Origin of the sequence: Sphingobacterium sp. B16(2022), from assembly GCF_012030425.1 — a bacterium.
In the GTDB taxonomy this organism is placed as follows: domain Bacteria; phylum Bacteroidota; class Bacteroidia; order Sphingobacteriales; family Sphingobacteriaceae; genus Sphingobacterium; species Sphingobacterium anhuiense.
This window is the reverse complement of record NZ_JAAUVN010000001.1, coordinates 1,303,054-1,318,729: the sequence shown is the minus strand read 5'-3', so window position 1 is coordinate 1,318,729 and position 15,676 is coordinate 1,303,054. Positions and strand designations below refer to the sequence as shown.

Here is a 15,676-nt window from a genome sequence, read left to right as displayed (position 1 = left end):
AATCATATCACTAAAACAAACTTTGTTGCATGGGTCCATCCTGTCCTAAGGGCGGAAGATCTGACCATTGATAGGGTTCGTACCGATGCTTGCCATCTGGCCTGTTGGGATATCCTCTTAAAGTGTAAACGGGATAATAATCCAGTTCCTGATCGGAGATTTCGTAATTGAAAATAGGTATCAGCGCTTCTTTATCTTTGGCGGATAGCCATTGCTGTTCAAGTTCAGGGGTAAGGAATAAGGGCATACGTCTTTTGTTCGGTCCATCGTTATGGATCTGTCCCATAACGGTATTGGCTTCACGGGTAAGCATACCGAAACTTCCTATTTTATGGATCTCTCCCTCTTGATCGACGACCTCGTGCCATTGGTATAAACCTGGGATATAGAAGATTTCCCTTCCTTTCTCTCCAATGAAATAGGGTACTTTCTTTTTCCATCCGTGTACTGTACGATGCTCAAAGGTACCGGATACAGGGATAAGACAACGTTGGTTTTTGAGTCTATGCCAATACGACTTGCTATCGGCAAGAATCCGTTCACTCCGTACATTGATCATATTGCGACGACGGTCTTCCTGTTCTTTGGGGTCTTTGATATAGGTGGGCAATACGCCCCACTCCATTTCGAGTAACCCCAGCTCCTCGCCTTCTTTGTCTTTGTAGATGATGGGATATGCGGGAAAGGTGATGGCCTGCACGTTTTCAAAATAACGGTAGTCGTAATCGAGCTGTTTGCGTTCGTCCCGTAACTTAGGGAATGCTTTCTTGACGATTTCAAGATCGGTATGAAGTGATATGTCCCAGCACATAGTTCTTTATATTGATAGTATGTTTCTTGTTAAACACGGTGATGTATTCATTTGTTTTGCCTGCGGCGATTAACTGATGAGTTCAATAGCCCTGACTTTCTTTTGTGTCTTACCATCGGTAATGATCGCCCACACGCGACCATGTTCGAGGGTAAAGAGGATATCGATCGGATCTTTCCTCTTGAAGGTGGTCTGGTTACGGAGATAACCAACAATCTTGCTTTCGTACATGCGCAACATGCGCTTTTCCCACTTCTCTTCGCGAAAGCGGTTGTTGAAGATGCGATAACCGGAATTGGTTTCCAATAACTGCTGTATGCTATGGGCATCTGCCGGTATCTGTATGGCTTTCCCTTCTTTGGGCCCCAGTTCTGCAGCATGTGCATGTGCTTCTTCGGCTGACCAATATGGCGAAAGGAGAAAACCTGTTCCTTTGAGAACATCGGGCCACTCAAACCGCTGCAGTACAAAATCACGGTAGCCCTGTTCCAGAAATTCCTGAAAGGTACTACGGGTGAGTTGTTCGAATGGATTGTAAAGCATAGCGGTATTGCGTTCTTGATACGAATATAAGAAAATGACGGTTTAGTCTGCGTACAGATTTTTCAATATAAACTTTTGATTAATATCATTTATGGATGACTCAATTGTATCTGGTTTTGAATTTATAAGGTTTAAATAAGATTTTAGAACTGGAGCAACAATGTAGTCTTTCTGGCAACAATACTTTGAAAAAGATCCCAATGGAGCGTATCTGCTACAAAGGTTATCTAATTAGTCAGACAGTGTCTGACCAATTACAAAACATTAATTTTGAAAACGATACATATCAAAAATCTGTGCATCAACAGTTTAATTCTGACCTCATAAAGTTTGAAGAATTGCTTACAAAACTATCATATTCCCATTTCTTGGAATTGATTATAACAAAGTTATCTGTGAAGTTTAATTAATACAAACACTGACGATAGCCCTGTTTCAGAAATTCCTGAAAGGTACCACGGGTGAGTTGTTCAAATGGAATGTATAGCATAACGGTATCGTGTTGTTGATACGAATATAAGGAATATCAATAGAAATTTCACGGCATTTACCGCTATATACTCCGTGGATCTGGCTTAAGGGGCATCTTGGCACAGCGGATCACCCACAATATAGAACACTTGAAAACAACAACTTAAAAACATTTTAAAAATGAAAATATAAATATTTTTGCATGAAATTTGAATTTTATTTCATACATTTGATTCATGTATAAGTTGGATAATTTAAAAAAATCAATACGAAAAGGACAAGTCTATCGTAGAGAGGATTTGGCAAAATCATCAAAATCAATAGATCGTGATCTAGCTATCCTAGTGCAAGAAGGTAGTCTTAAAAAACTAGCTCAAGGCTTATACTATGCTCCTAAAAAAACAGTTTTTGGAGATTCGGTTCCCGAAGAGAAAGATGTCATAAAGAAATATCTGAAAGGTGATGATTTTTTAATAACATCTCCCAATTATTACAATTCAATAGGATTGGGAACAACACAATTGTATAATAGTAAAAGTATATATAATCATAAAAAGCATGAAGATGTCAAACTTGGAAATAAAGTTTATCAGTTTAGACGTAAGTCCAAATTTCCAAAACAGCTTTCATCCGAATACTTAGTTATTGATTTATTAAACAATTTAAAAAGCTTGGAAGAAGACGAGCAAACCCTATTACATAATCTAAAGTCAAGGGTACAGCAATTTAATAAAGAGCTTCTTAAAAAGAATGCAGATAGATATGGCTCTATAAAAGCTAAAAAAATAATAAATGAACTAGTATAGAACTATGTATCTACATCAGCACAAGAACTTCAAAGATCTTATCCTGGCAGAATCTGAAATACGAGCAATTGATCCGATACTGATCGAAAAGGATTATTGGATTATGCACTGCTTATATGGTCTTCAAATACTAGGCTTTCAATTTGAATTAAAAGGCGGTACTTCCCTATCTAAAGCTTATAAAATAATTGATAGATTTTCAGAAGATATTGACATACATATCCACCCCGCTGCTGCTTTGGGAATAAATGAAAATCCGAAAAATACCAATCCAAAAAATGTTGCAAAAAGATTAGCTTTCTATGAAAGCTTAGCCGATCAAATAAAAATAGATGGAATAATAGGCGTTGAAAGGGATACTGTTTTTGATGATACTCAATATTACCGAAGTGGAGGAATTAGGTTAATTTACAATTCCTTTTTTAACGAATTGCCAGGATTAAAACAGGGTATTCTGTTAGAAGTAGGATTTGATAATGTAGCCCCAAATAGTCCTATAGATATATCATCATGGGCATTTGAGAAAGCGGTACAAGCATCGATTGATTTAACAGATAATAGAGCGCTACAAGTTGCATGTTATGATATGTGTTATACTTTTGTAGAAAAACTGCAAACAATAGCGACAAAATTTAGGAATATGCAAAGTTCAGGAGACAACCAAGTGAATTTTATGCGTCAATATTATGATGTTTATCAACTTCTTAATCAACAAGTAGTAATAGATTTCATTGGAACTCCCGAATATTTAGCTCATAAAAAGCGTAGATTCCCTAATTTGGATTTTGCTATTCCAATTGCACAAAATGAAGCTTTTTTATTAGAAGATAGTAAAGTAAAAGAACATCTCAATCAACTGTATATTAAAAGCAATGCACTTTACTACACTGGACAGATTGATTTACAAACTATACTTGATTTATTAAAGATACACCTTGAAAAATTATAATTTTTATTTGTCCATCACAATCGTATGGAGATAAAATAAAGGGTTATCCCTGGTGCAATTTATTTTAATTGTATATCTCTTTCGTATCTACCAACAAACTTTCGAATAAGACACCAGTATTATATGCTGCTCATTCCCATATGTTTTATAGTTTGAACTGCTATATACTCCTTGGATCTGGCTTAAGGGGCATCTTGGCACAGCGGATCACTTCCAGTGACGGACAGCCAAACTCCTGCACGACCTTCCCTTCGATGAGGTAAATGCCGGCTCCTCTTAAAGGATATTGTGCCAACGTGGGCGGAAAATGCACGGTGTCGAAAAACTTGCCTTCGATATCCAGGAAGGTCCCGAATTTCATCAGTTCACCACGCTTTGTCTTCACAAACTTTTCGGCCACAAAATCGCCTACCATACGAACGGTCCGACCGACATGATCCATCAGTTCACGACTCTGCACATCGCCTCGAAAATCACTCCGGGCAAGATCAAACAGGGTACCGCTGACACAAAAACCAATAAGTTCCATCTCATCATAATAGTCCTCCAGGATATGGCTATCCAAAGGTGGCAAAACGGGTTTACGGCTATTGGATTCAAACAGTTCGGCACTTGGACTCGCTTTTGTGTGCTTGTTCAGCAAAAGATGTGCTTCCCAAAGGAGTTCTTTCTTACTGCTACCAAAACTGCGAAATGCACCGATACGGATAAGAATGATCAACTGCTCGAGCCCAGTACCTGTTCGTCTGATAAACTGCTCAAGGTTCTGGTACAGCCCATTACGCGTCCGCTCTTCTATTAACCGTTCAACTTGTTTGGATTCTACGTGCTGCATGCAGTCAAAACCGAGATAGATATCGCGACCATGGATACTGGTCTGATATTCCGACCGGTTGATACAGGGCAGACAGATGGTAGCGCCTGCAACACGGGCTTCGTTGACATAGACTTTGCGGTTATAGAAACCGCCATAATTGTTGAGCACGCTGACCATAAATTCGAGTGGAAAGTAGGTCTTGAGGTAGAGACTCTGATAGCTCTCGACAGCAAAGGAGGCGGAATGGGCTTTATTGAACGAGTATCCTGCGAAACTCTCCATCTGACGCCAGATCTCCCGACTCACTTTTTCGTCATAACCCTTGGCTCTGCAGTTGTCAAAGTACTTCCCCTCGATCTCGATGAGGTGATCTTTACTCCGGTATTTACCGGACATCATGCGACGGAGGACATCGGCATCGGCCATATCCAGCCCACCGTAGGCATTGGCGATCTTCATCACGTCTTCTTGGTAGACCATCACGCCATAGGTTTCTTCCAGCTGCTCTTTGAATACGGGATGCGGATATACCACCTGACTGGGGTCATGGTGCCGCTGGATAAAGGCGGCCATCATCCCGCTGCTCGATACACCGGGTCGAATAATCGAGGATGCGGCAACGAGCGTAAGGTAATCGTCGCAATGCAGTTTGGTGAGCAGCTGCCGCATAGCGGGGCTCTCGATATAGAAACAGCCAATGGTATTGGCCGAGCGCAGCTGCTGGGCGATATGGGGGTCTTCGAAAAAACGTTTAGGCTGACGGGTATCAATCGTGATGCCCTGATTGGCATGCACGATCTCCCGGCAGTCTTTAATATGACCGATACCGCGTTGGGATAGGATATCGAATTTTTCAAATCCGATTTCTTCGGCGACATACATATCAAACTGCATGGTCGGCAGTCCTTTCGGCGGATAATCGAGCGCGCAATAGCTGACCAATGGCTGTTCGGAAATAAGCACTCCAGAGGCGTGGATGGTCCGCTGATTGGGAAAATCGGCCATACGGTTGTAGACGCTCAAGATGGTATTGGTCACTTCATTTTTATTGAGCATATGCTCGGGTTCGTGCACTAGACGGTCAATTTCGGATTTGGGAAGACCATAGACTTTGCCGAGCTCACGCAGGATGCTCCGCGACCGAAAGGTGCTCATGGCTCCCATCAGGGCAGTATAGCCGTGCTGATAGCGGTTGAAAATATAGTCGTACATATCGTCTCGGTCCCGCCAACTAAAGTCAACATCAAAGTCGGGCGGACTTTTACGCTTGGGATTGAGGAAGCGTTCGAAAGGTAGTTTGAGGGCAATGGGATCGACATCAGTAATACCCAAACAGTAAGCAACTGCGGAATTGGCTCCGGAACCGCGACCTACGTAATGGTAATCGCGATGACGGGCATAACGGCAGATATCATCGGTGATGAGAAAGTAACTGGAAAAATTGAGCTGTTCGATGATCTCGAGTTCGCGTGCTATACGTTCCCGGGCTACGGGGTCGTTCTTGGCATAGCGGTGTTCGAATCCATCTCCGGTATATTTGAGGAGCAGCTGTTTATCATTGTAGCGATTTCCGGTAAAAGTGGCCTTGTTCTTCACGCTCTGGAAATCCATCTGAAAGCGGCATTGTGCCAACAGCCGATGGGTGTTGTTCAAGAGCTGTGGCAGATCGGCATAGATTTTCATCAGCCGTGCTTTGGGTACAAAGACTTCATCGACAGGTGCTACTTGTTCGTCCGAGAGCTGTGAGATGAGCAGATTGTGATCAATAGCTCTGAGCTGACGATGAAAGGTATGTTCTGCCGTGCGGAATGTCACCGGGGCAAGTATAACGGCTTTGGAAAGCAACTGCTTATCCATCAGGATGGCCTTGCTCCGCTCCAGCGGACGGATACCGATGTATTCGTAGTCTTTCAGCGCAAAACTGCCCATGCGCTCTAACGGGTAAATGACAAATACTTCCTTGAACTCTGGAGCCTGCAATGGAACTTTTGCGTTCTCGAAATTGAGCTGTGTACGGTAGGCATTGATCTCGCTAAAGCCCCGTTCATTTTGTGCAATGGCGATAAAACAGCAGGTGTCGTCCTGACGGAATTCCATGCCGGCCAATATGTTGAGACCTGCCTGCTGGCCTTTTCGGATAAAGTCTATGGAACCGGTACTGTTGTTGATATCGGTGAGCACGGCAGTATCGTAGCCATTGGCGAGCATGCCTTCCAGTAGTTCGTCGAGACTGAGCGTACCATGGCGTAAGCTGTAATAGCTGTGCAGATTAAGGAGCATGGTCACCTCCTTTCCTTGATGGTGGTTCTGGAGCGCAGATGCCTTTCATCAGGTACTGGCTACCGTAACGCATGCGAATCTTGTCCATGGCCTGCAAGAGATTGACTTCTTCACTGCTGTCATTGAACAGATCGGTCTGATAGGCGCCATAGATGAGATTGGAAAACTTGATTCCGATGAGGCGGATAAGCATGCGCCGGCTGTACAGCTTTTTAAATAGTGCCATTACTTTTTCGGTAATAAGCTTATCCGAGTTGGTGAAGGCTACTTTGACCTGCTGGGTATGGGTATCGAAATTGCTGTAACGGATTTTGAGGGTGATACTACTGGTGAGTTTCTGATCTTTGCGAAGCTCAAATGCAAGGGTATCGACCATACCGATCAGTGTTCGGCGCAGCAGATCCATATCAATGGTATCCTGCTGAAAGGTTGTTTCTTTGCTCATGGATTTCTGCTCCCGAAATGGCAGTACAAGGGAGTCGTCGAGACCGTTTGCTTTTCGCCAGATGGTGACTCCATTCTCCCCCATCACATGTTTCATGGTGAAGGCTTCCATCTGCTGCAGAGTGCCGATCTTGCTGATACCCATATTGCGGAGTAAGGTGTAGGACTTCTCGCCTACCATCGGAATTTTCCGTATGGAAAGTGGTGCCAAAAATCCTTTTTCGGTACCACTGTTGACAAACAGTTCACCGGACGGTTTGGCCTGACCCGTAGCGATCTTGCTGACGGTTTTATTGACGGACAGTCCAAAGCTGATGGGTAATCCTGTTTCTTTTATAATGCGCTGCCGCAATTCCTGCGTCCACTGCCAGCAACCAAAGAAGCGGTCCATACCGGTCACGTCGAGATAATGCTCATCGATACTGGCTTTTTCAACCACAGGTGTCACCTCTTCGATAATCTCGGTGACCATAGAGGAATAATGACTGTACAGGTCATGATCGCCCCTGACAATGATGGCTTCGGGACACATACGCAAGGCCAGCCGCATGGGCATGGCACTGTGTACGCCATACTTCCGAGCTTCGTACGAGCATGATGCCACCACACCCCGATCGGAAGTCCCACCGATAAGCACTGGTTTACCCACCAACCCTACGTTGAGCAAACGCTCTACGGACACAAAAAATGTGTCAAGATCACAATGCACTATATTCCGTTCCATTTCCTAAAAAATCATCTCTATCCCATCTGTTGTTTATACTTTAAAGGTATAAATACTCGATCAAATATACTAACATATTTAGCTAAAATAAGTGTGAAATTTACACATTTTGATAAACAGCTGAATTACAAGACTAAAATATTTAGTCAAACACGATATAAGAAATGATCTTTAAATGGAAAGATTGAGGATGTAGTGACTGACGATAAAACTGTATAAGCTGGTCTTATTTAAGAACTGGTGGCAGTGACGCTTCAATGAAGTAGAATCATTTTAATTTTCATACTTTTAATCCATTAAGTGTCCTTTTGCTCTATGATGCTATAGACAATTACCTTTTCGTAAGCTAAATCTGTAAATAAACGGAAAGGAAAAGTGTTTTATATTGGACTAACACTTTATAATTAAACCAACAAATGAAGAAAAAACATCTTTGGACAATCGGGCTTTTGACAATATTCATATTTTTATCTATTCCAATTTTTCATATTTTAAAAACAAAATGGAATGAAAAGGACCTTATTATTCAAATCCCAAAAGGGTTTACAAATGATGCGAGTCAACTGAACTTAACCAAAGTTGATACCATTATTCAAGTTCCGAATGACAAAAGAGAAATTGAAATTCAACTGAAAGATGTTTTGAAATATGCAAAAGAAAATAATCTAAAAATATCAATTGCTGGTGCTAAACATAGTATGGGAGGCCATACCATGTATCCGAATGGAATTATGCTAAATATGCTCCCCTACAATCAAATGGAGCTTGACACAATAAATAATATTTTGACAATCGGTGCTGGTTCTTTGTGGGAAAATGCTTTAGAATATTTAAATAAATACGATAAATCAATTGCTATAATGCAAGCATTCAGTTCGTTTTCTATTGGTGGTTCAATAAGTGTAAACGGGCATGGCTGGCAAAAAGACTTACCGCCAATTGCTGCAAGTGTAGTCTCATTTACTTTAATGAAAGAAAACGGGGAGATTATCAATTGTAGTAGACAGGAAAACCCGGAACTTTTTAAGTTGGTAATCGGAGGATACGGTTTGTTTGGAATTGTTTTAGACGTAAAGTTAAAAGTGGTAGAAAATGAAGCTTTACAATACAAATACATTCGTTTAAGTCCCGAGAATTATTTAACCTATTACAAAAAATACATTTCGGAAAATCCAAATGTAAATCTAGTTTTTGGCAGACTACGTATTTCTGACAAACATTTTTTAGAAGAAGCAACATTAAACTTTTTTGAAAAGGCTGACGTGGAAATACCTGTTTTACAAAACGGAAAAAGTAAGGAAACGCAAAGATTGGTATTTAGGGGTAGTGTAAACAGCGAATATGGAAAACGACTTCGCTGGGATTTGGAAACAGGAATGAATAAAGTTTCCAAAAATGAAATTTATTCAAGAAACGAACTTTTAAACGACCATGTTTCACTAATTGAAAACAAAGACAGTTCTTCAACCGACTTACTCCAAGAGTATTTTATTCCGGAGAGAAATTTTAATCAATTCATTAGGGATATGAAACCTATTCTAAAAAACTCAAAAATAGATTTACTCAACATAACTATTCGCGGCGTTCATCAAGACAATGACAGTTATTTAAACTATGCTAGAGAAAATGTATTTGGTTTTGTAATCTTGTTCAATCAAAAGAAAACAAATAAACAAGAGGCAGAAATGAAAAAATTGACAAACTTACTTGTGGATATTGCCTTGAAAAACAATGGTACTTATTACTTGCCTTATCGTTTACATATTGACAAGGACAAAATGAGAAAATCTTATCCTAACGCTGACCGTTTTTTTCAACTTAAATTAAAATACGATCCAACTGAATTATTTAACAATAAGTTTTACGAGCATTACAAATAGAACAGCATGCAGTAGCAGTTTTAAGAGGTTCGGAATTAGAAAACCTGTTGTCTCGCTTTGAATTTAAAGTTGCTAGTTTTCGGATTCAGAGGCTCTTTCAACTCATGCTCATAAAGTAGCATTCAAATAGTCAGTTATTTTCTCATGTCTTTTATTGTCGTATTTTTTAAGTATCGTTTATTAGCAAAAGATATGAGCAGATGTCCAAATAAAATATCAATAAATATTAAAATAATGAGTCGCTAATATATTGGCTTTATTCCCACAATCATATCAGGTGTCGTAATCGGAAGACTATTAAGAAAATGATCATCGCGACACCTACTCCACTTGGCTTGATAACACATTTATAATAAAATGATAAGCTATCCATCTTTTTTAAAGTAGTCACTCCCCAAAGTAAATAAGATGTCCGCTCACAAAATGAATTCTTAGAGAAATTATTGCGTATATTTAAATCAAAGTAATTTATTTACAATGTCAAATCCGATTGAACATTTATGGTTATATAATGACTGGGCCAATAAATCAGTCATCAGTACAATAAAATCTCAAGGAAGTATAATTCCTCCCTCCTGTTTACGACTAATGAGTCATATTGTTAATGCACAAATAATCTGGTTAAGTAGATTAAATGGTGAAAAACCATACCTAGGCGTTTGGGATGAACATAGTATTATGGAATGCGAACAATACCATAATTTAGCTTCCGCTGGCTTAGATGAAAAGATCAAAAAACACAACGATTATGACAAACATAGCATTCAATATAAAAACACTAAAAATGATAAATTTGTAAACTCCATTGAAGAGATATTGCTACATACCTTTAATCACGGAACCTATCATAGAGCTCAAATAGCAACAGAGATGAGAAAGAATGGTCTTGAGCCGGTCAGCACAGATTATATTGTCTTTGTCCGAAAGCAACATTAGCATATTCCCTATCGTTTTACCCTCAAAAAGATTGACCTCTGACCTCCTCCAAAAAATAGGACATTTTAAAAGTATAGAATTCAGAGATGAATTACTAATTCTAAATAGGAGGAAAACAGATGAAAAGATCGAAGTTGACCGAAAAATACCTGATCCTCCCCTGTTTCATTCTTCCCTTTGAATAGCAAGGGTAAAAATTCGGTCAATCGGGATGTGGCTATAAACTCGGCTGTAGCATTTTCCATGTTATAGATACCGGTATTGCATTCCCTGATCAAGCTTGCTTTGACTTTGTTCTTAATAACAGATCCATCGATATCTCCACCTACTGATTCTACTTGTATATGTTTAATTTCGTTGAGCAATACAGGTGTACCGATAGCGGTGATCATAAGCGATTGGGATTCCTTTGCCCGAGAGTTCATCAATATTGACGCTGAAGCCTATAACGGCATCTGCCCGGTAGCTACATGCATATTGCTTTAAAGACTCCACTAAGCTCTTATATAGCTCTTGTAGTTTGTTTTCATAATTGCGGAAGCTCCCCCCGAAGAATCCACAAACGATCTGCGAAGCTCACTCTGGATCGCACCCAAAGCATTGGCTCCAATAACAGCTGTTGTTGATATGGGATTTTCTGTGGGGATCGGTTTGATCAAAAAATACGGGAAGCCGTAAGGAAGGTATAAAACACATAAAGCCATTCTTGACAGAATGGCTTTATGTGTTTTATATGACCTATTTGATTTATTTCAGTTTTTCAATCTCGTCGACGGTAAGGCCGGTACCCTCAGCAATTTGTTCTAAAGGTAAACCCATATTTTTAAATTTCAAAGCTGTCTCAATAGCATTTTGATGTTGGCCTTGAGCAATACCTTTTTTTAAACCTTCTTTTAAACCTCGATCATGTCCAAGACGCTGAGCAGTAGAATAGGTATTCTCTGCATCACGCTTATGTTTTAAACTTGCTTCGTATGCCATCTTATCCTCCGGTATTAATTTTGCGACTTCGCCTATGTCAAAGATAAGACCAAATACCCGCTTATCCAAAAAATCAGGTATTTTATCAAGTTTACTCATGTTTTTCAATAGATATAGCCACATATCCATATCTGTCTTTATATCAACCTCATTCTTATTAAAATTTGGTAATACTAAGAGCTTGTAACCAAGCTTTTCATAAAAAACACGACTACTCTGCTTATCGCAAAGAGCAACATCGTAAAAATACTTTCCCGGTTCTGTTTCTCCTAACTCAAATTCTAAGATACCAATAAAATATACTTCGGGAAGTTCGTATGTATTTCCCTTATAGCCCCTGGGTATAAGTTTATTGATAAGCCTGGATGTATAAAAAACGGTCCGATCTTTAAAAAAATCTTGATAAAGCTGTTGCATCTCTATAATGAAATGCTCCCCATCAATACCGGTACAATAGAGATCGAAAATAACCTTACGCTCATTTTCAACATCGCCACCCTGCTCCACTGGCCGATAATGAAGATCCTGAATAACTTTCTCTCCCTCAAACAGCCCATTTAAAAATCAAAATTAAAATCGGCTTATTTTCTTCCCTGCCAAAATAGAATTTAAAGCTCCAGTCGCCACTAAAACCAACATACTTGCCCATGCTACTTTTTGTCTTTTTCATAATAATATGCTTTGCTTAAATAATTAATATTGCTAAGCAAACATCAGGAAAACTAAAATTATTAGCCGGTTATTAAACGTTTGTAGTCGTTTTTAAACGTTTGCTGTCGGCTAGCAAGCAACAAAAGCATTAACATGTTAACCTAGTCTTGCTTTCCGGGCACAAAAAAAGCCATATCTTACGACATGGCTTCTACTTAATATATCGATTAAACTTGCTTACTTATAAGAATTGACCGATTGAGATACTTTCCAGTTACCTTCGTCATTTACCAAAGTCACTAAATCGGTCTTGGTAAAACCTCCAAACTGCATCCACGCGAGCAATGACAATAAAACTTTACGACATAATTCTTGACAGCAAAAAAATAGGTGCAACTGAACTTGAAAATACAGATGCACCAATGGGTGTTGTTTTTAGACGCATAATGTTTGACCATATTGATTCAGGCTATGACTTTTTAAAAACTTATTTCGTGAATAACAATATTGTAATCATTACTGACTATCCAGAAGACAAATTAAATCATGCTTCTGGCCTCATCTGCGGAAATAGTAATACTTCTTGTATGGTCGTTTGGCCGGTAAGTAACATCGTTAGCCTATCCATACCAATACCCATCCCAGATGTGGGAGGCATACCATATTCTAATGCACGTAGAAAATCTTGGTCAATGTACATAGCCTCATCATCTCCTTTTTTCTGAAGCAGAAGTTGTTCTTCAAATCTTAAGCGCTGCTCGATCGGATCGTTTAATTCCGAATAAGCATTACATAATTCTACTCCATTGACGATAAGCTCAAATCTTTCTGTTAAGAGGCATCATCACGATGACTTTTACATAGTGGCGACATTGCTATGGGATAATCAATAATAAAAGTCGGTTGTACGTATTTCTTTTCACTGGTCTTCCCAAAAATTTCATCTATTAGTTTGCCTTTACCCATACTTTCATCTTGTGCTATGCCGAGGGCAATACAAGTACGTCGTAATTCTTCTTCGGTCATATTACGGATATCAACACCCGTATTTTCTTGTATGGCACCAGCCATAGTTACTCGTCGATAAGGTGCTTTAAAATCGATAACAGTATCTCCCACCAGTACCTCAGTTGTACCCAAAACCTCAAGACATATCCTTTCCAATAGCTGCTCTGTGAATGCCATCATCCAGTTGTAATCTTTATAAGGGACATAAATCTCCATGACGGTAAATTCGGGATTATGGGTACGGTCCATACCCTCATTGCGAAAATTACGTGAAAACTCAAATACACCATCAAATCCGCCGACAATCAATCTTTTCAAGTACAATTCATTGGCAATACGCAGATATAAGGGTATATTTAATGCTTCATGATGAGAAATAAATGGCCTTGCGCTTGCACCACCCGGGATGGACTGAAGAACTGGTGTATCAACTTCTACATAACCTTTCGTAATGAAAAACTGGCGCATTGACTGAAAGATTTTCGTTCTTTTAAGAAAAACTTCTTTGACTCCATGGTTAACAATAAGATCAACATAACGTTGACGGTAACGCTGTTCAGGATCAAGAAATGCGTCATATGCAACGCCCTCTTTATGTTTTACAACGGGTAAAGGACGTAGTGATTTTGAAAGAATCTGCAATTGCTTTACATGAATGGAGATCTCACCAGTTTTGGTGCTGAAGACATTTCCCTCAACGCCAACAATATCGCCTAGATCCAATAGTTTTTTGAACACGATGTTATATAAATCTTTATTCTCACCTGTGCAGATATCATCACGGCTGATGTAAAGCTGAATGCGACCGTACGGATCCTGCAGTTCTACAAATGCGGCCTTTCCCATCATACGACGGCTCATGATACGGCCGGCAATAGTGACTTGTTTTACTTCATCTTTTTTAAAACCCTGCTTGATATCGGATGTCGTAGCGTTTATCTTAAATTCTGCGGCTGGATAAGGATTTATCCCCATTTCTCGTAATTGTTCGAGATTCTCACGACGAATTACTTCCTGTTCGTTCAATTCCATATTTTACTTTCATTATGCTATATTTCTCTTCTAATACTGAAGGAATATATAAAACACAAAAATCTCAAATCAATACGGTAATGGGTGTGAATTAACAGTACATTATTGGTAATAATCGAAGGTACGTGAACACTTGGAGTTAAAAATCATAAATTCTGATATGCTTTGGGAGTTTGCCCGGTACGTGCTTTGAAAAATTTACCGAATGTGGATTGGTCGTAAAAATTAAGAGCATCGGATATCTGCTGTACAGATTGCTGTGAGTGTTGGAGCATAATCTTTGCTTCAACCAATAAAGCATCAGCAATCCAATCTTTAGTTCCTTTACCTGTAAGCTGTTTTAATACCGAAGCTAAATACTGGGGTGTGATATATAGCTTATCAGCGTAAAATGATACATGGTGCTGATGGATGACATCTTTTTTCAATAATGTTAAAAAATTATGAAAAATAATATCCTGCCTGGTTAAATTACTTTGGTTTACCTGATGTTCATGATGATTTATCATCATGTTTTCGGCCTCGATTACATATTCCAGCAAGAGTGCATTAATAATATCTTTCTTGAAATGATGTATGGCCGGCATTCGCTGCTCTAGTCTTTCATGACAAGAAGCGAGTACATTAAATTCCTCCTCTGAAAGATGGATAACAGGATCTTTACGGATATTTAAAAAACTAGTTTTTAGCACATCGTTTTTTGACCTGTTCATTGTCTCAAAATATGCCTGTTCTACAAAAATAAGTCGATATCGGGTATCTGGGCTACCTGATATGCTTTGATAGATATGCTCGGGTAGGATAAGAAGAAAATCTTGTTTGGATAAATGATGAATGCTATAATCGAGCTCAATACGCATAGTGCCTTGTTCAACGAGGACGAACATAAAAAAAGATGTTCTTATAGGAAACATGCGAGTAATATGCAAATCACGAATACCTACATCTGCGACCAGAATACTCTCTTCAAAATCGTAAATAGCTTCTTGATTGAAACGAAGAATATCTTTGAAATTTACTATCGATACATTTACCATAATCACATCATTATTACACTACAAATTAATAAAAACATTCGTTATTTACCAACAAATATTAAATGCATTTGTTCGTCTTGTCATACCGTGCTACAATTGTCTTAGGTAAAACACATTAGATTGTTATTCGAAAGGTTCCAGAGATCTGGAAAAGAGAAGATATATTGAGAAGGCCCTCATTGGAGCTAATTCTTGAATAACATGACTGGGTAATAAAAATAGAAAGGTCTCCTAAATTAATGCAAGTGACCTTGTATAACTGACGTAGCGATATTGATTACATCACAGTCTTGTTGTTATAGAAAT

16 protein-coding genes are annotated in these 15,676 nt (G+C 39.1%); 4 read left to right on the top strand and 12 right to left on the bottom strand.

The annotated features are described in order from the left end of the window. Positions 1 to 10 precede the first annotated feature (10 nt). Positions 11 to 811, bottom strand: coding sequence for an SOS response-associated peptidase (locus HCX49_RS05825; protein ID WP_168126474.1), 801 nt, complete (start codon positions 809 to 811; stop codon positions 11 to 13). Between the two features lie 69 nt (positions 812 to 880). Then, entirely contained in the window at positions 881 to 1,354 is a 474-nt protein-coding gene (locus HCX49_RS05820) for a hypothetical protein (RefSeq protein WP_168126473.1), read from the bottom strand. A gap of 707 nt (positions 1,355 to 2,061) precedes the next feature. Between HCX49_RS05820 and HCX49_RS05815 the strand changes: the two genes are divergently transcribed. Both HCX49_RS05815 and HCX49_RS05810 read left to right on the top strand, forming a co-directional pair. Next, the gene (locus HCX49_RS05815; RefSeq protein ID WP_132767928.1) at positions 2,062 to 2,631 is read left to right on the top strand and encodes a DUF6088 family protein; all 570 of its coding nucleotides are present in this window, start codon (positions 2,062 to 2,064) and stop codon (positions 2,629 to 2,631) included. 4 nt (positions 2,632 to 2,635) lie between these two features. Further along, the gene (locus HCX49_RS05810) at positions 2,636 to 3,580 is read left to right on the top strand and encodes a nucleotidyl transferase AbiEii/AbiGii toxin family protein (protein WP_168126472.1); all 945 of its coding nucleotides are present in this window, start codon (positions 2,636 to 2,638) and stop codon (positions 3,578 to 3,580) included. 160 nt (positions 3,581 to 3,740) lie between these two features. Here the strand turns inward: HCX49_RS05810 and HCX49_RS05805 are convergent, their stop codons facing one another. Then, positions 3,741 to 6,677: a DNA polymerase III subunit alpha gene (locus HCX49_RS05805; protein WP_168126471.1), complete on the bottom strand. Its 2,937-nt coding sequence runs from the start codon at positions 6,675 to 6,677 to the stop codon at positions 3,741 to 3,743. After that, positions 6,667 to 7,845, bottom strand: a complete 1,179-nt coding sequence (dinB, locus tag HCX49_RS05800) for a DNA polymerase IV (protein WP_037526430.1) — start codon at positions 7,843 to 7,845, stop codon at positions 6,667 to 6,669. The genes HCX49_RS05805 and dinB overlap by 11 nt, the downstream gene beginning before the upstream one ends. A gap of 416 nt (positions 7,846 to 8,261) precedes the next feature. Between dinB and HCX49_RS05795 the strand changes: the two genes are divergently transcribed. Both HCX49_RS05795 and HCX49_RS05790 read left to right on the top strand, forming a co-directional pair. Then, positions 8,262 to 9,725: an FAD-binding oxidoreductase gene (locus tag HCX49_RS05795; protein WP_168126470.1), complete on the top strand. Its 1,464-nt coding sequence runs from the start codon at positions 8,262 to 8,264 to the stop codon at positions 9,723 to 9,725. 477 nt (positions 9,726 to 10,202) lie between these two features. Further along, entirely contained in the window at positions 10,203 to 10,661 is a 459-nt protein-coding gene (locus tag HCX49_RS05790) for a DinB family protein (RefSeq protein ID WP_021191454.1), read from the top strand. Between the two features lie 80 nt (positions 10,662 to 10,741). On the opposite strand, the gene HCX49_RS05785 is transcribed toward HCX49_RS05790, so the two are convergent. The 8 genes from HCX49_RS05785 to HCX49_RS05760 form a co-directional block, all read right to left on the bottom strand. After that, positions 10,742 to 11,086, bottom strand: a complete 345-nt coding sequence (locus tag HCX49_RS05785; RefSeq protein WP_168126469.1) for a hypothetical protein — start codon at positions 11,084 to 11,086, stop codon at positions 10,742 to 10,744. Continuing rightward, entirely contained in the window at positions 11,010 to 11,228 is a 219-nt protein-coding gene (locus HCX49_RS25790; protein WP_168127041.1) for a heavy metal-binding domain-containing protein, read from the bottom strand. Before HCX49_RS25790 ends, HCX49_RS05785 begins: the two co-directional genes overlap by 77 nt. Then, positions 11,156 to 11,365, bottom strand: coding sequence for a hypothetical protein (locus HCX49_RS05775; protein ID WP_132767916.1), 210 nt, complete (start codon positions 11,363 to 11,365; stop codon positions 11,156 to 11,158). Before HCX49_RS05775 ends, HCX49_RS25790 begins: the two co-directional genes overlap by 73 nt. A 43-nt stretch (positions 11,366 to 11,408) precedes the next feature. After that, positions 11,409 to 12,173, bottom strand: coding sequence for an Rpn family recombination-promoting nuclease/putative transposase (locus HCX49_RS05770; protein WP_317166825.1), 765 nt, complete (start codon positions 12,171 to 12,173; stop codon positions 11,409 to 11,411). A gap of 13 nt (positions 12,174 to 12,186) precedes the next feature. After that, on the bottom strand, positions 12,187 to 12,312 hold the full coding sequence (locus HCX49_RS25530) for a hypothetical protein (protein ID WP_021187954.1): 126 nt from the start codon (positions 12,310 to 12,312) through the stop codon (positions 12,187 to 12,189). A 525-nt stretch (positions 12,313 to 12,837) separates the two neighbouring features. Continuing rightward, positions 12,838 to 13,107: an amino acid--tRNA ligase-related protein gene (locus HCX49_RS25710; RefSeq protein WP_317166824.1), complete on the bottom strand. Its 270-nt coding sequence runs from the start codon at positions 13,105 to 13,107 to the stop codon at positions 12,838 to 12,840. 17 nt (positions 13,108 to 13,124) lie between these two features. Then, entirely contained in the window at positions 13,125 to 14,333 is a 1,209-nt protein-coding gene (lysS, locus tag HCX49_RS05765) for a lysine--tRNA ligase (protein ID WP_317166812.1), read from the bottom strand. 146 nt (positions 14,334 to 14,479) lie between these two features. Next, positions 14,480 to 15,370, bottom strand: a complete 891-nt coding sequence (locus tag HCX49_RS05760) for a helix-turn-helix domain-containing protein (protein ID WP_168126467.1) — start codon at positions 15,368 to 15,370, stop codon at positions 14,480 to 14,482. Positions 15,371 to 15,676: the final 306 nt, after the last annotated feature.